General features: G+C 69.5%; 12 protein-coding genes and 4 pseudogenes. 8 read left to right on the top strand and 8 right to left on the bottom strand.

The annotated features are described in order from the left end of the window. Positions 1-364: 364 nt before the first annotated feature. Positions 365-544: a hypothetical protein gene (locus tag AB0B29_RS36505; protein ID WP_436845969.1), complete on the bottom strand. Its 180-nt coding sequence runs from the start codon at positions 542-544 to the stop codon at positions 365-367. Here AB0B29_RS36505 and AB0B29_RS36500 point away from each other — a divergent pair. Then, positions 486-915 (top strand): annotated as a pseudogene (locus AB0B29_RS36500) (IS701 family transposase); the annotation flags it as partial. The gene AB0B29_RS36505 and the pseudogene AB0B29_RS36500 overlap by 59 nt on opposite strands. A gap of 37 nt (positions 916-952) precedes the next feature. On the opposite strand, the pseudogene AB0B29_RS36495 reads toward AB0B29_RS36500, so the two are convergent. Further along, positions 953-1,306, bottom strand: a pseudogene (locus AB0B29_RS36495) (DUF317 domain-containing protein). Between the two features lie 452 nt (positions 1,307-1,758). On the opposite strand from AB0B29_RS36495, the gene AB0B29_RS36490 reads away from it, so the two are divergent. Both AB0B29_RS36490 and AB0B29_RS36485 read left to right on the top strand, forming a co-directional pair. Next, entirely contained in the window at positions 1,759-3,321 is a 1,563-nt protein-coding gene (locus AB0B29_RS36490) for a beta-N-acetylhexosaminidase (RefSeq protein WP_362246837.1), read from the top strand. 243 nt (positions 3,322-3,564) lie between these two features. Next, positions 3,565-3,747 (top strand): hypothetical protein, encoded by a 183-nt coding sequence (locus AB0B29_RS36485; protein ID WP_362246845.1) that lies wholly within the window; start codon positions 3,565-3,567, stop codon positions 3,745-3,747. 27 nt (positions 3,748-3,774) lie between these two features. Here the strand turns inward: AB0B29_RS36485 and AB0B29_RS36480 are convergent. Then, a pseudogene (locus tag AB0B29_RS36480) lies at positions 3,775-3,971 on the bottom strand (DDE-type integrase/transposase/recombinase); the annotation flags it as partial. A 4-nt stretch (positions 3,972-3,975) separates the two neighbouring features. Here AB0B29_RS36480 and AB0B29_RS36475 point away from each other — a divergent pair. Then, positions 3,976-4,329, top strand: a complete 354-nt coding sequence (locus AB0B29_RS36475; RefSeq protein ID WP_362246844.1) for a hypothetical protein — start codon at positions 3,976-3,978, stop codon at positions 4,327-4,329. A gap of 344 nt (positions 4,330-4,673) precedes the next feature. Here AB0B29_RS36475 and AB0B29_RS36470 read toward each other — a convergent pair whose 3' ends face one another. Next, positions 4,674-5,132 carry a winged helix-turn-helix transcriptional regulator gene (locus AB0B29_RS36470; RefSeq protein WP_362246843.1) on the bottom strand — a complete coding sequence of 153 codons (459 nt, stop codon included), beginning with the start codon at positions 5,130-5,132 and terminating at the stop codon, positions 4,674-4,676. 108 nt (positions 5,133-5,240) lie between these two features. On the opposite strand from AB0B29_RS36470, the gene AB0B29_RS36465 reads away from it, so the two are divergent. From AB0B29_RS36465 to AB0B29_RS36455, 3 genes and pseudogenes are all read left to right on the top strand, one after another. Continuing rightward, a complete protein-coding gene (locus tag AB0B29_RS36465; protein WP_362246835.1) occupies positions 5,241-6,398 on the top strand; it encodes an MFS transporter in 1,158 nt (385 codons plus the stop codon). A gap of 53 nt (positions 6,399-6,451) precedes the next feature. Beyond that, positions 6,452-7,144 (top strand): annotated as a pseudogene (locus AB0B29_RS36460) (integrase core domain-containing protein); the annotation flags it as partial. A 989-nt stretch (positions 7,145-8,133) separates the two neighbouring features. Then, positions 8,134-9,525, top strand: a complete 1,392-nt coding sequence (locus tag AB0B29_RS36455; protein ID WP_362246833.1) for an MFS transporter — start codon at positions 8,134-8,136, stop codon at positions 9,523-9,525. Positions 9,526-9,580: 55 nt separating this feature from the next. On the opposite strand, the gene AB0B29_RS36450 is transcribed toward AB0B29_RS36455, so the two are convergent. From AB0B29_RS36450 to lnt, 4 genes are all read right to left on the bottom strand, one after another. After that, entirely contained in the window at positions 9,581-11,485 is a 1,905-nt protein-coding gene (locus AB0B29_RS36450) for a helix-turn-helix domain-containing protein (protein WP_362246831.1), read from the bottom strand. Between the two features lie 76 nt (positions 11,486-11,561). After that, the gene (locus AB0B29_RS36445) at positions 11,562-12,362 is read right to left on the bottom strand and encodes a 3-hydroxybutyrate dehydrogenase (protein WP_362246829.1); all 801 of its coding nucleotides are present in this window, start codon (positions 12,360-12,362) and stop codon (positions 11,562-11,564) included. Between the two features lie 54 nt (positions 12,363-12,416). Beyond that, positions 12,417-12,896: an NUDIX hydrolase gene (locus AB0B29_RS36440; RefSeq protein ID WP_362246827.1), complete on the bottom strand. Its 480-nt coding sequence runs from the start codon at positions 12,894-12,896 to the stop codon at positions 12,417-12,419. Positions 12,897-12,965: 69 nt separating this feature from the next. Then, positions 12,966-14,579, bottom strand: a complete 1,614-nt coding sequence (gene lnt / locus AB0B29_RS36435) for an apolipoprotein N-acyltransferase (protein WP_362246825.1) — start codon at positions 14,577-14,579, stop codon at positions 12,966-12,968. 216 nt (positions 14,580-14,795) lie between these two features. On the opposite strand from lnt, the gene AB0B29_RS36430 reads away from it, so the two are divergent. After that, on the top strand, positions 14,796-15,869 hold the full coding sequence (locus tag AB0B29_RS36430) for an O-antigen ligase family protein (protein ID WP_362246823.1): 1,074 nt from the start codon (positions 14,796-14,798) through the stop codon (positions 15,867-15,869). The last annotated feature ends 45 nt before the right edge of the window (positions 15,870-15,914 follow it).

Genomic DNA, 15,914 nt, shown 5'->3' with positions numbered 1-15,914 from the left:
CCGATCTTCGACCTCGTCGACTACGGCGTCGTCGGCGACCTCTTCGACGTCGTCCCGGCCCTCACCGAGGAGATCAAGACCCGCAAGGGCTGATCCTGTACACACCGACGGGCGGGGCCGCCCCCCTTCAGGACTTCATGAATACCGCCAGCAACGCCAGTGACCTCATGTTCCCCGGGAACTGACCCAACCGAAGGCACCGGCGTCCCTCCACAGCCCGCAAACCGGCATCCACCTGCCCAATGCGGGGAGCTGACCTTCCTCTGCACGGCGCCCCTGGTACAGGCGACTGCGGCCCACGCCCTGTTGGTGCGGTGTGCCGTCGTCGCCACGAGCCCCTGCCACTAGGGGCTTTCGTTTTGGATCAGCGGGCGGACCACAGGAAGATGCCCGCGATGTGGAGTCCGGCCAGGTAGATCGTGGCTGTCTTCTCGTAGCGTGTGGCGATGTCGCGCCACTGTTTGAGGCGGTTGATGCACCGCTCGACACGGAAGAACGGCTGGACCCTGGTGGAGGAAGCCGGCCACGCAGGACCGGACCGCATGCACCGGATGCTGAACCGGATCGAGTGGGATGCCGATGAGGTACTCGACGACGTGCGTCAGTACGTGGTCGACAACCTCGGCGACCCCGACGCCGTCCTGGTCGTGGACGACACGGGCTTTTTGAGGAAGGGGACGAGGCCGGCCGGGGTGCAGCGGCAGTACCGGCACCGCCGGGCGGACGGAGAACTGCCAGGTCGGCGTCTTCCTCGCCTATGCCACCGACCGCGGACGGACACTGATCGACCGGCGTCTGTATCTGCCCACCTCCTGGGCCGACGACCGCGAAAGGTGCCGCCGGGCCGGCATCGACGACGAGGTCGCCTTCGAGACGAAGGTGGCCATGGCCAAGGCGATGGTCCGCCGCGCCATCACGGACACACGGACGAGATCCCTCGGTGTCCGCGCTGTCAGAGGCGGCGTGAGGCCTCCAGCACACTCGCTCCGGTGGCGGCGACGATGTCGGCCGGCGTCCGGTATCGAACGACAGTTGATAGCCGCGGACTTTGGCGGTTCCGGTGACAGCGATCTTCCATCCCTCGCTATCCGTGCCGGGGCGGCCGAGCGGAAACCAGCCAAGGTAGAACCGGCCGTCCTTGGAGCTGACGTGCACGTCCGCGCGATCATCGACGATCAGGGTGGAAGTCCTCGGCGGAGAACTGGTCCATGACCAGGGTCGGCTGACCAGGGTCGAGCTGCCACTCCCCCGGTCGCAGGGCTTCGACGGTGGTGGAGAAACCGGGGCCCGCAGGGGCTGCGGTCACGGGCAATCACCTCTCTGACCTGGGGTTTCTTGCAAGGTCGTCTACGTTGACATGCCCTCGCGCCCGTTGGCCAGTCCTTCCGCGATCTTTCCTGTCTGCCCCCGGGCAACCTTGTCCGTTCTCAGCCAACCCAGCCCCCGTCTCAACGTAGATAGTCCGGCCTGCCAAATGCCCGCTTTGAACCCTTGGCTCAGACTTCTACACCCGCCGCATCGATCCCAAACGGCGCAAACGCAGCCACGTCCATCAACTCGAAGCGCTCGGTTACAAGGTCAGCCTCGAACCCGCCGCAGCCTGATCCCACGCGATCGACACCCGACCTCGCTACCGCTCGGCCGGGCGCTGCCGCCTGCCCACTGACTCATCGATTCTCGGCTTAGCAGCCTCAAGATGCGTGAAGCTGCTCTGATTGGCCTTTTGTCGCGCAGATTCGAACAGTAGGCTCACATGGTGTGATTCTTCCTAAGCCTCAGCGCCTCGACCGTCACGAGCATGACGATGCCTTCCGCCTGACCGGCACCACATCGATCCGGTCCGACGCCGCTTCGGCCCCCGCAGCCGACGCTCTCCGCCGTGCGTTGCGACCCGCGACCGGGTTTGCCCTGCCGGATGCCGATGGCGGGCAGGCCGCGATCACTCTGTCCGTCGCCCCGAGGGCCCTCGACGCCGAGGCGTACGAACTGACCGTCACGTCCGACCACATCACCATCACCGGCGGCGACCCGGCAGGTGTGTTTTACGGCGTCCAGTCGCTGCGGCAGCTCCTTCCGGCCGAGGTCTTCTCGGCGACGGCCGTCGAACGCGACTGGACGGTGCCGGCCGTCAGCGTCACCGACGGGCCCCAGCTCGGCTGGCGCGGCATGATGCTCGATGCCGCGCGGCACTTCATGCCAAAGGAGTTCATTCTGAGGCTGATCGACCTCCTTGCCCTCCACAAGCTCAACGTCCTCCACCTTCACCTCACGGAGGATCAGGGCTGGCGGCTCGCGATCGAGAAGTACCCACGCCTCACCGAAGTCGGCGCTTGGCGACACGAGACGCTCATCGGCCATGCCGACCGGCCGGAGGATGAGTACACCTTCGACGGCACGCCGCACGGCGGTTTCTACACCCAGGACGACATCCACGAGATCGTGGCGTACGCAGCGGAACGTTTCATCACTGTCATCCCCGAGATCGACATGCCTGGCCACATGCTCGCCGCCATCTCGGCCTATCCCGAACTGGGCAACGGCCTGAGACCGCCCCAGGTCTGGACCATATGGGGGATCAGTGAACAGGTGCTGAACGTCGACGACCTTGCGCTCGACTTCTGCCGCGACGTTCTCACCGAGGTGATGAGCCTGTTCCCGAGTCGGCTCATCCACTGTGGCGGCGATGAATGCCCCAAGGAGGAGTGGAGGGCCAGCCCAGCCGCGCAGGCGCGGATGCGATCGCTCGGCCTCACCGACGAGGATGCCCTGCAGGCGTGGTTCACCGGCCAGATGGCGACGTTCCTCTCGGACAACGGCCGACGCTTCATCGGTTGGGACGAGGTACTCGAAGGCGGCGGGCCGGCCAACCTCCCCAAGGACATCGTGGTCATGTCATGGCGCGGCGAGGAGGCCGGCGTCGAGGCGGCACGCGGTGGACTCGACGTGGTGATGGCGCCGTGCGAGTACCTCTACTTCGACCGCTACCAGAGTGAGGACCACGACAGGGAGCCGCTCGCGATCGGTGGCTTCGTCCCGCTGTCCAAGGTGTACGACTACCGCCCCGTGCCCGCAGCGCTCGCCGACGAGCCCGAAACGGCGCGGCATGTCCTGGGCGCGCAGTGCCAGCTGTGGACTGAGTACGTTCCGACGCCCAAGCACGCTGAGTACATGCTGTTCCCGCGTCTGTGCGCGTTCGCCGAGGCGGTGTGGCGGAACGACGGCAACGGCGTCGACGACTTCGCGGACTTCGTCACCGACCGCCTGCGTCCGCACCTGGAGCGTCTCAATGCCCTCGGCGTCAGCCATCGCGCCCTCGACTGAGAGCGTGACACCTCCACCGATCCCCGGCCGCTTCAACCGCGTTCCGGCACGAGATCCGGCGGTAGATCGGACCCTGTCGGCAAATGCGACAAGGAGCCTACCCGCTGGGGAGTTGATGGGAGGCTGGCGCTTTCCGGACGGGTGTGGCTTTCCTCCAGGGAAGCCCTGAGTTGGGAGAACACTGGTTGACGGTGTAGGCAGACGGGCCTCCTTCTACTGTGGCGGGTGAAGTAGGGGGCGTCGATGGTGTCGTTGATCGAGGAGTTGGAGGCGCGGGAGGCTGCGGCCCGCGCCCGGGTGGAGGAACTCAAGGCGGAGATCGGTGGGCACGCGGTCCGGGCGGGTGCCCAGACCGTAGTGGGTCGGCCGGCGGCGCGGGTGATCTGGTCCCAGATGGTGAAGCGGATGGTCATCTCGGCTCGGTAGCCGGAGGCCGTCATCAGGTGGCGGCCGGGGTCGGAAGTGGGGTGAGATCCCGCTGAACGCGGACAGGAACCGCTGCGCTGCGCCAACGCCGCGGAAACCCTTCATCGCCCGTTCGCGCTGCCGCGTGGGCTGGTGGCTGTTCTCCGCCCTGTTGTTCAGGCCCTTGTGTGAGCGGTGCTCGACGGATGTATGACCTCGCGGTGGGCCGCCCTGTAGGAGCGGAGTGCAGTGCTTCTGCTCGGTCCATTCTCCGGAGGCGGGAGTACCTCTCGACTTGCGGCCGTCCTCACTTTCATCGGGGTCCTCGTCGGCACATCGGTCTCTCTGATCGGATACGTCCTGAACCACCGAACCGAACGCCGGCTGGGACAAGAGCAGGAAGAGCAGCGACGTCAGCTCAGGTTGGACGCAGCGATGCGTGCCGGGCGACTGGTCTCCCCTTCCGAATCGGGACACGCACACCCAGCAGCTCTTGCCTCGGGACTCCTCACGCTCACCAAGCTCGATTACGCCGATCTCGCCGTGGCACTGCTCGTGAACTTGTGGTCGGATGATGAGAACGAGGGCAAGATCTCGGGATGAGACAGCCATTTTGGTGATCGACGCCGCTGCGCTCAACGTCCTCCAGCGCCCAACTCCTCGCAGCGGAGCTGCTGTGTCGCAACGCCGAAACGCTCGACGCCTGCCAGTCCCTGCACTGGCCAAGCTCGGTAGACGGCTGCTGGATCCCCTCCTTCAGTCCTGGGTGTTGCGGGCCAGGAGGTTGTTGACGCTGGCCGTACGGAGCCGCAGCAGTCGGGCTTGCTCTGCGCCAACGGCGTCGTGATCCACCGAGAGGCGCGTTACCCACCATCTCGCGGGTGTCCCGGCGTTGATGGCCGAACACGTCGCCGGCCGCTGGGAGTGTCAGATGGCTTCCTTTGTGGTCAGCGATCGTGCAGCACAGAGGTCGTATCGACATCCACGGGCCTGCCGTGCGCGTCGGTGGGCCGCAGCTCGGGGAGCGGGAGGCCGCCTTCATCAACGAGAACTGAGTGAGCTTCAGCTGGCGCGAAGGCGTGTCGTTCGCCCCACTGACGCGCAGCCACGATGACGGTGAAGAGGTCTCGGCCCGCCTCTGTGAGGACGTAGTTCTGTCGCCGCCCCGTCGGGGCGGTCTGCCGATCGAGGATGCCTCGTTCGACCAAGCGACGCAGCCGGTCGGTGAGGATGTTGCGCGCGATTCCGGTGCGGTGTTGGAAGTCGGTGAATGCTCGCGCACCGTCCATCGCGTCGCGAATGATCAGCAGGCTCCATCGATCTCCGACCAGGTCGAGGGTGCGCGCGACGGGGCAGGCGGGGTCTGTCCAGGACATCCCCTCGGCACGGGGCGCTGTGCGAGCCATCACTCCTCCTGAAGAGTTGCGGATCGAAACCATTCTGCCGTACCTTCATTTTGGTTGCAATTTGCTACTCATTGGAGGGTGTTGGTGAGTCTTACGTCTGGCCGGAGGATGCTGTTCGCCGTGATCTGCGCGGTCGCGGTCGCGCAGATCTACGTTGCGCAGCCCGTACTGGCCCAGATCGGCGACGACCTGGGCCTGCCGGAAGCCGACTTGGGATGGATCGTCACCACGGGGCAGCTCGGCTACCTGATCGGCTTGGCCCTTCTTGTTCCTCTGGGGGACATGTTCGACCGGCGCAAGCTCATTGCCGGGCATCTTCTCCTCGCTGCGGTTGGCATGGCCCTGGCCGCAGTCGCTGCCCAGCTATGGCTCCTGCTCGCCGGGCTGGCCACCGCAGGCTTGTTCGCGGTCGTCGTTCAGACCACAGTGGCCTTCGCCGCCGACCTGTCCACGGCAGCGCAACGCGGCCACACACTCGGCGCCGTTACCTCCGGTGTCACCATCGGCATTCTCGGAGCGCGCGTGCTCGCGGGCAGTCTCGCCGCACTCTGGGGATGGCGAAGCATCTACGTGGTATTCGCCGTGCTCCTCATCGTGCTCACCTGCTTCGTGCTGAAGCTCCTGCCATCCGACCCGCACGACGTCCGGGCCCCTTATGGCGCGGTGCTGATCTCGCTGGGTCGCCTGTTCCGTGAGCGCCTGTTCGTCTCACGGGGACTGATTGCATTCTTCCTGTTTGCTTCCTTCGGCGTGTTGTGGAGCGGCCTGGCTCTGCCGCTCGCAGCCGAGCCATGGCACCTGAGCACGGCCCAGATCGGCCTCTTCGGAATCGCCGGGCTCGCCGGGGCGCTGGGCGCCTCACGAGCCGGGCGGGGGGCCGACGCCGGCCGCTCCAACGTCATCACAGGCGGTGCACTTGTGCTCCTGGCCGCTTCATGGTTGGCGACCGGACAAGCGTCCTGGTCGCTCTGGGCGGTCGTCGTCGGCGTGATCGTCCTCGACTTCGCGGTGCAGGCAGTACACGTCAGCAATCAACACCTGCTCACCGCCGCATATTCACACCAGACGAGCAGCGTCATCGGCGGCCACATGCTCTTCTACTCCTTCGGCTCAGCCGTCGGAGCAACCGGCACCACCGCGGTGTACTCCGCCACAGGGTGGGCGGGATCCAGCCTCCTCGGCGCCGCCTTCGCCCTCTGCGCACTCATGATCTGGGCCGTCAACCGACAGGCAGCCGCCGACACGCAACGAGACGTGCTCGTGTAACTGCCAAGTCCTGTCCCGCGAAGCCCCGACCTACATAGAAGGCGAATCAATACATGACCCCTGCGAACGCACCGCTGTCCGTAGAGGGTAGGCGCCGGTTGATCGAGCGGTGCCAGAAACGGCCGATCGCTCATGTCGCCGCAGCAATGGGCATCTCCCGTGCCTGCGCGTCAAAACGGGTCAATCGCTACCGCAAGCACGGTGAACTCGGTCTGCTGGACCCTTCCTCCACGCCTCGGCGCCAGCCGACGGCGACCAGCTCCCACGTCGTGACCACGATCGAGGCACTCCGTCGGGCAGAGAAGTGGTCGGCATCCCGGATCGCATTTGAGCTCCAGGCCGAGGGGCACTCGCTCAGCCGTCGCACCGTATCGCGGCTTCTGCTCGCCCTCCACCGGGCGAGAGCCTGGTTCGCAGCCCACGGCATCACCTGCCTAGAACGCGTCGTCACGGACAACGGTGCTTGCTACCGGGCCGGCACGTTCGCCCGGTCCTTGCTCGACGCGCGCCACCAGCGCATCACGCCGTACACGCCTCGCCACAACGGCAAGGTAGAGCGCTACAACCGGATCATCGCCGAAGAGTTCCTCTACGCCCGCAGCCGGCTCTCCGAGGACCAACGCCGTGACGCCCTCGGCGTCTGGAACACCCATTACGACTACCACCGGCCCCACGGGGCAGTCGGAGGCAATCCACCAGCCCAGCAACTACGCACAGACGTAACCAACGCCACCACACGACAGAGCCCCGCCAGGCTGCCTGGCGGGGCCGCGTCGTCTCAGGGATCCCTTACGGATGGGTGCGATATGGATGGGTGCGATCGCAAAACTAGAGCGTCCCCGAGAGCATCGCAGGAACACGGACCGCATGAGGCGCCGACTGCATCGTGCACGCCAGCGCAACCGACGCCACGACGAAGCCCCACCGGAACGTTCCGGTGGGGCTTCGTCGTCTCACGGCTCAGCCCAGCAGCCCCGTCGGGATGGTTCCCAACGGGACTTCGCCGTATCACCAGCTATCACGAACAGGGCGGACCCTCCCGGACCAGGAGGCCCTGACCTGTGATTTCGCGCCCGCGCTGGACTGGCGTAGACCCCTTGGACGATCCCTACAACCTGTGCCAGGTGGGACCGTCAACGCGGGGCAGGTGGATGCGGCCACTCCAACAGAGCCGCCGCCCCGAGATCGACCTCGGTCAAGATCCGGACCAGTCCCCGGTCGGCGGTCCCCGCAACGTCCCCACGGCTTCCATATCCGCAGATCAGCGAGCTGCTTGCGCTGTACAACCAGCAGACGAAGCATCTGCTGGGACGAACGCGCACCACACCGCAGCGCTTTGTCCGTGCCCGCAGAGCCGAGCGGCAGAGCCGGGTCGGCCTATCAGTCAGGTCGCCTACCGCGCAACGGCCGAGCCGATCAGCCCCAAGATGTCCGAGTTCAACGGAGCGTAGTCAGCACCAAGTCAGCACGGGACAGGTGAAGACGGGTGATGACGAGGGAATTTGTCAGCACGAACAGCACCGCACCGTCAAATCACCCTGAACTACGCGTCCCGGACAGCACTCGTTTCGACCACCATCGATTCCCTGGGCCGCCCTTCCACGAGCCAGCATGGTGGCCGCACGCATAGCGAACTCTCGAACTATGTTGCCCCGCCACATGTGCGCCTGACCTGCGGATTCCTACGGTGTGGCGACACGTAAACGTCCCCGTCACACCCCAGGAAGTGGTGCCGATGTCGTCGCCCGCAGCCGCCCCACCAGCCCCCGCCAGCCTCAAGCGCATCGTCGCCGCCAGCCTCATCGGCACCACCATCGAGTGGTACGACTTCTTCCTCTACGGCTCAGCCGCCGCGCTCGTGTTCAACAAGCTGTTCTTCCCGGACTCCGACCCGCTCGTCGGCACCCTGCTGTCGTTCCTGACGTACGCGGTCGGATTCGCCGCCCGGCCGCTGGGCGCGCTGGTGTTCGGGCACTACGGCGACCGGCTCGGGCGCAAGAAGCTGCTGGTGCTGAGTCTGCTGCTGATGGGCGGGGCGACCTTCGCGATCGGGCTGCTGCCGACGCACGCCTCCATCGGGACGGCCGCCCCCGTGCTGCTCACCGTGCTCCGGCTGGTCCAGGGGTTCGCGCTCGGCGGGGAGTGGGGCGGTGCCGTACTGCTGGTGTCGGAGCACGGGGACGCTCGGCGGCGCGGGTTCTGGGCGTCGTGGCCGCAGACCGGCGCGCCTGCGGGGCAACTCCTCGCCACCGGTGTGCTGTCGCTGCTCACCGCCCTGTTGTCGGACGCCGCGTTCGGCAGCTGGGGCTGGCGGGTGCCGTTCCTGCTCTCCGGGGTGCTGGTGATCGTCGGTTTGTGGATTCGCCTGTCTGTCGATGAATCGCCCGTCTTCAAGCAGGCGTTGAAGCAGGCCGAGGCCCGCGCGGCGGACGCGGCGGCGGATGCCGAGAAGCCGCCGCTCGTCTCCGTGCTGCGGCACCACTGGCGTGACGTCCTGGTCGCGATGGGGGCGCGCATGGCGGAGAACATCAGTTACTACGTCATCACCGCGTTCATCCTCGTCTACGCCACCACCTCGGCCGGCGTCTCCAAGCAGACCGCGCTGAACGCGGTGCTGATCGCCTCGGCCGTGCACTTCGCGGTCATCCCGGCGTGGGGCGCGCTCTCCGACCGGATCGGCCGCCGGCCCGTGTATCTCATGGGTGCGGTCGGTGTCGGGCTGTGGATGTTCCCGTTCTTCTCACTGATCGACACCGGCGGTTTCGGCAACCTGATCCTCGCCGTCACCGTCGGGCTGGTCCTGCACGGGGCGATGTACGCGCCCCAGGCCGCGTTCTTCTCCGAGATGTTCGCGACGCGGATGCGCTACTCCGGTGCGTCGATCGGCGCGCAGTTCGCCTCGGTCGCGGCGGGTGCGCCGGCACCTCTCATCGCCACCGCGCTGCTGTCCGACTACGGCAGCTCCACGCCGATCGCCCTGTACGTCATCGGCGCCGCGGTACTCACGGTCGTCGCGTTGGCGGCGGCCAAGGAGACCCGTCACCGGGACCTGGCCGAGGGGGTGCCTCCCACCGGGCCGGAAGCGGTACGGACGGGCAGCCCTGTGGAGAACGCCCGCAGCGTCTGACCGGGGAACCGTCCACCGTCCTCACCTGCCCCCGTACGCGCCGTGCGTGCGGGGGTCAGTGCTGTGCCGGATTCGACAACCGGTTGAGGCTCAGGGCGAGTTGGATCTCCAGGGCACGGGCCGGGTGCTGCCAGTCGTCGCCGAGGAGACGGCCGACGCGCTCCAGGCGCTGGGCGACCGTGTTCACATGGACGTGCAGTTCGTCCTTGGTGCGCGCGGGGCTCATGCCGCAGGCGAAGTACGCGTCGAGGGTGCGCAGCAGTTCCGTGCCGCGGCGCCGGTCGTAGGCGACGACCTCGCCGATGGTGCGGTCGACGAAGCCCGGGATGTCCCGGTCGCCGGCCAGGAGCAGTCCCAGGAAGCCGAAGTCCTCGGCGGCCGCCCCGTCCCCGAGGCGGCCGAGGACGCACAGGGCTTCGAGGCAGCGGCGGGCCTCCGCGTAGGCCGTGGCCACGGTCTCGGGGCGGGCCGCGAGGTCCTCCGCGGGTGCGGAGGCGCCGACGGTGACCGGTGCGCGGACCGCCGTGCCCAGGTGGCGGGCGGCGCGGCGGGCCAGATCGGTGCCCGTGTCACCAGGCCCGAGGGGCAGCAGCAGGACGGCGCCGCCGTCGCGTGCGGCGGCCAGGCCGTGCCGGGTGGCGGCCAGGTGGGACGCCGCCGCTGCCAGCCGTCTGCGGGCGTCGGCCTCCTGGTCGGCATCGGTCGCGTCACCCTCGAGTCGCGCGGCCAGGACCACGTGGGGGGCGTCGAGGTCGGCGTGGAGCCGGCCCGCGCGTTCCCGCAGCAGGCGCGGGTCACGACCGCGGGCGTCGAGCAGGTCGTCGAGCAGCTCACCGCGCACGCGCTGTTCGGCCTCGGCCGCGGATCTTCGGGCCAGGAGCAGCAGGGACGTGACCATGGCGGCACGCTCGAGGGTGCGCTGGTCGACGGGGTCGAGCCCCGGGTGCCCGCGCAGCACCAGGGCACCGAGCACTTCGCCGCCGGCGGCGACGGCGGCGATCCAGTCGTCCTCGTGCAGCACGGCGTGCCCCTGCGCGCCGGACTTCTCCAGGGCTGCGGCGGGCGCGGCGGCAGCCTCGGCGAACTCGACGGTGCCGTCGAGGATCTCGGAGACCGCGGCGGCCACGTCGTGCACGCCTCCGCCGCGCAGGACGAGTTCGGCGAGCCGGTCGTGCACGCCGGAGGCGCGCTCGATGACACCGCTGCGGTCCCGGATGATCTCGTTCGCCCGTTCCAGCCCGGCGAGGGCCGACCGGGTCTCGGCGAGCAGGTTGGCGGTGTCGATGGCGGCCGCGGCGAGGGCGGCGAAGGAGCCGAGCAGGGCGATCTGCTCCCGCTCGAAGACCCGGGCGCGGCGGTCCGCGGCGAACAGCACGCCGATGACGTGATGGCCGAGCGTCAACGGCACGCCGAGGATGGCCACCAGCCCCTCGTCCCGCACGCCCGCGTCGATGGTGTGGGTGTGCTGGAAACGGTCGTCCCTGAAGTAGTCGTCGGTGACATAGGGGCGCGCCGTCTGTGCGACCAGGCCACCGAGCCCCTCCCCCATGCCGAGCCGCAGTTGCTGGAACCGGGCCGCGACCGAGCCCTCCGTGACCCGCATGTAGGTGTCGCCGCGCTCCGTGTCGTTCAGGCTGAGGTAGGCGACGTCCGTGCCCAGCAGCGAGCGGGCGCGCTGCACGATCGCCCGGAGCACGGCGTCGAGGTCCCGCAGCCCGGCGAGGTCGTGGGCGGTCTCGAACAGGGCGGACAGCTCGGCCTCGCGCCGGCGTCGCCCCTCCAGCTCGGCGCGGACGCGCAGGGCGAGCGGCTTGGCCTGCCGGAGCGCGGCGATCCACTCCGCCGGGCGCCCTTCGGCACGCGCGAGCAGCTCCGGCTGCTCATAGGCGTCGGCCGACGCGCCCCGGGCCAGGAGCTCGAGGAACGGCATTTCGGCGGACTGCACGTGATCGCTGGACATGCTCACAGGATTCACCATGTCCGGCCCGCCCCGTCAGCCCTGTGGACAACTCCCCCGGGCCGACGGGACCGGCCGCTCAGTGGGCGGTCCAGCCGCCGTCGAGGACGAGCGAGGTACCGGTCACGAAGGACGCCTGCGGGCTGCACAGATACGCCACGGCCTCGGCGACCTCCTCCGGCTCGATGAGCCGTTTGACGGCGCTGTCCTGCAGCAGCACCTCGGACAGGACGCGTTCCTCGGGGATGCCGTGCGCCTGTGCCTGGTCGGTGAGCTGCTTCTCGACCAGTGGGGTGCGCACATAGGCGGGGTTCACACAGTTCGAGGTGACGCCGTGGGGCGCTCCTTCGAGGGCGGTGGTCTTGGACAGTCCTTCCAGCCCGTGTTTGGCCGCCACATAGGCCGACTTGTAGGCCGAGGCGCGCAGCCCGTGCACGGAGGACACGTTCACCACGCGGCCCCACCCTTGTCCGTACATGTGGGGCAGGGCCCCGCGGATGAGCCGGAAGGGTGCCTCCAGCATCACGGTGAGCACCGTGTGGAAGACCTCGGGCGGGAACTCCTCGATGGGGCGCACCAGCTGGATCCCGGCGTTGTTGACGAGGATGTCGGTGCCGGCTGCGGCCAGTTCGGCGGCGTCCAGGTCGGTGAGGTCGAGGAGGTGCGGCTCCACCGTGCCCGCGAGGCCGTGTCCACGGTCCGCCAGGGTCTGAAGGCCCGCCGCGTCCCGGTCGACGGCTCTCACCTTGGCTCCGGCGGCCGCGAGCCGCAGCACGCAGGCCCGGCCGATGCCGCCGGCGGCGCCGGTGACGAGCGCGGTGCGGCCGCCCAGGTCGAGCGGGGAGGCGTGGGGAGCCAGAGGGAGGCGGGGCGCGGTCATGGTTCGACCCTAGGCAGCGCCGACGCCCCGCCCCATGTGGTCACGCCCCATAGTTCAGCTGGAGGCAGTGGGGTCGAACCATGTGGGGGCGTCCGACAGGGCCTGCTTGATCCGGTGCATGCCGAACTGGTCGAGGTCGGGCAGTGCGTCGACGTCGAACCAGGCCACGTCCAGCGACTCGTCGTCGTTCACCCGCGCCTCGCCGCCGACGGCCCGGCAGCGGAAGGTGATGTCCATGAACTGGCAGGTGTCGCCGTTCTCGTAGGTGACGGGCTCCAGGGCCTGGACGAGGACGACCCGTTCGGCCACGCAGCGCACCGCCGTCTCCTCGTAGACCTCGCGGACCGCGCAGGCGGCGGGCTGTTCCCCGGGGTCGGGGATGCCGCTGAGGACGGACCACTTGCGGGTGTCGGCACGGCGGTTGAGCAGCACCCTGCCCTCGTCGTCGAAGACGAGGGCGGTGACACCGGGGAGCCACAGCAGCTGGTGGCCGGCCGAGGCACGGAGTGTTCGGATGAAGTCGGGAGTAGCCATGTCGTCGACCCTAACGGGCCGCTCACGGCGCCCCGGCGCGGTGCAAACGGCGTGCGACGGGCGTACGGGTTACACGTCACCGGCGCGTCGCCCGCGCAGCCCGGCGCCGACGGCCCAGCCCAGGCCGCCGACCGCGACCAGCACGAGGGCGATCTCCGGCAGGATGCCGAGACGCGTGGCGGGGGTCTGCGAGGAGCGAAGCGGCACCTTCTGCACCAGGGAGTCGGCCACGAACATGCCGGTCTTCTGCGTGATCCTGCCGTCCGGCATGATGATCGCGCTGACACCGCTGGTCACGGGCACCGTCACGGTGCGGCTGTGCTCGACCGCGCGGACCCGGGACATGGCGAGTTGCTGGTAGGTCATCTCGCTGCGGTCGAAGGTGGCGTTGTTGCTCGGCACGGAGATCAGCTGGGCTCCGTCGATGACCTCGGAGCGCACGGTCCAGTCGAAGGCGGCTTCGTAACAGGTGACGAGGCCGACCTTGGCTCCGTCCATGGTGAACACGCCCGGCTCGGTGCCCCGGCTGAAGTCCTGGCGGACCATCGCCGTCCAGTTCTTGTTGATCGCACCGATGAGCGGGCGCAACGGCAGGTACTCGCCGAAGGGCTGGATCTGGCGTTTGTCGTACGTGTCGACGGGGCCCTTCGCCGGGTCCCACAGGATCTGCTCGTTGTACAGCTTGCCGTCCCGCTCGACGACACCGCCCACCGAGATGGGCACGCCGATGGACCGCGCGGCGGCGTCGATGACGGCGCGGGCGTCCGGGTTGGCGAAGGGGTCGATGTCGGAGGAGTTCTCCGGCCAGAGCACGAAGTCGGGGCGCGCGACCTTCCCGGCCTCGACCTCGGCGGCCAGGCGTTCGGTCTCGCGCGCATGGTAGTCGAGTACGGCCCGGCGCTGGGAGTTGAAGTCGAGGCCGGCGCGGGGGACGTTGCCCTGGATCACCGCGACGGTGGCCGTGCCGTCCTCGGCCGTGTCGCTCACGAGCGGCCGGGCCGCGACCGCGCCGACAACCGGGACGGCCAGGCTCAGCAGGCCCATGGCCGCCGCAGCACGCCGTACCTCACCGGTGCGCCGCCATCGCACCGCCAGCCGGACGACCTCGCACAGTCCGAAGCCGCACAGGACGACCGCGAAGCCGAGCACAGGGGTGCCGCCCACCGCGGCGAGCGGCAGGAACACTCCGTCCGCCTGTCCGAAGGCGACCTTGCCCCAGGGGAAGCCGTTGAAGGGCGCACGCGCGCGTGCCGCCTCGCCGGCGATCCACACGGCGGCCGCCCACACCGGCCAGCCGGGGAGCTTGGACACGGCCGCGACGCCCGCGCCGACCGCGGCGACGAACAGGGCCTCGATCGCCACCAGGGCGAGCCAGGGCCCCGGCCCCACCTCCACTCCGGTCCACACCAGCAACGGCAGCAGGAAGCCGAGGCCGAAGAGGTAGCCGAGCCCGAGCGCCGCCTTCCAGCCGCGGCCGCGCAGCACCCAGCCGAAACCGGCGAACGCCGGCAGCGCCAGCCACCACAGCGTGCGGGGCGGGAAGGAGACGTAGAGGAGCAGGCCGAAGAGCGCGGCTGCGGCGGCCGGAGCGAGACGGACGAGCCGCGCCCACGTCCGCGCCCCGGGCGCGGTCCGCGGCTTCAGCTGGTCCGCCTCGCCGACGGAGGTTGCGGTGACGGTCACTCCCGGAGTGTAAGACGCGTGACCTGGGAGCCGACAGCGCGGTGTGCACCGCGGACTCCCTGTTCATTTCGTCACGACACATCCTCAAAACGTCCACCAGCCGCTACGGTGTGCCCAGCCTCAGTCGTACGGCCCTTGGCGGCTCGTGACGGCCGGGGTCTTCACAGGTCGGGGGCGACGGTGCGCCGGGGGGCGGGCGGGGTGGGTTCCAGCGGGATGACGTCCGCGTCCGGGGCGGACGCGGACGGTGAGAGACGAATCGTTTCCGACACGGCCGGTGTCGTGGTGCTGGGTGCCTGCGCCACCTGGTCACTGATCACGGCGGCCGTGCACGACGGCAGGCCCGAGGGGGTGCTCCTGGCGGTGCTGGCCGTGGCCGCCGGGTACGCCGCCGGACGGATCAGCGGGGCGTTGCTGCCCGTCGGCGCGCCCTTTGCCGGGGCACTGGCCGGCATCGCGCTGACGGTGGCCGTCCCCCAGCTCGCGCCGGGCCCGCAGATCGCGGCACCGCTCGGGCATGCGGGGGCCACCGCCGCCGTACTGACCCTGTCGGCCGGTGCCGCGTGCTGTGCGGCCTGGGCCACGCCGGTGCCGGCCGTTCGGCTCGCCCTGCGTCTGCTGGCGGCCGGGACCGCACTGCTGGCGGCCGTGCTCGGCTCCACCAGCGGCTTCGCGACCTGCCTCGCGGTCCTGCTGTGCTCGCTCGCCGCCGGCCGCACCCGCCACCGCGGCGCCGGTACGGCCGTACTGGCCGCGGTCGCCGCTCTGGCCACCGGTCTGGTCTGGGCCGTTGCGGCGCGGGCCGTGCCCGGCGGCTTCGTGGCGGCTCTGGAGGGGCGGCTGACGCCGCACCGCGTCCGGCTGTGGCAGGACGCATGGCAGCTGCTGGGCGACGACACCCTGCTGGGGGCCGGCCCGGGCCGCTTCGGGGAGCTGAGTGCGACGTCCGCCCAGTCCCTGCTGTCCGACGACAAGCCCCATTCGGCGCCCCTGCAGCAGGCGGCGGAACAGGGGATCGTCGGGGTGGCCCTGCTCGCGGCCGTGTTCGGCTGGGTCCTCTACGCCCTGTGGCGCGGTCCGCGCCCGACGCCGGTGGCGCTCACCGCCGGCGCGGCCCTGACGGCACTCGCGGTGATCGCCGCCATCGGCAACGCGCTGAGTTTCACGGCGGTGTCCGTCGGAGCCGGCCTGCTGGCGGGCATGGCCACGGCGCGCCCCCTCGCCGACGAGCCGTCGGGCCGTACCGCGCGAAGCCAGGCACGCGGAGCGGGACGCACCCCAGCGTGGTGACCCCCCTGCGGCCGTGTCCCCCCTCCCGCGGAGCGTCCGACCCGG

Source organism: Streptomyces tibetensis (assembly GCF_040647715.1).
Classification (GTDB): Bacteria; Actinomycetota; Actinomycetes; order Streptomycetales; family Streptomycetaceae; genus Streptomyces; species Streptomyces tibetensis_A.
This window is presented reverse-complemented; position numbering and strand designations above follow the sequence as displayed.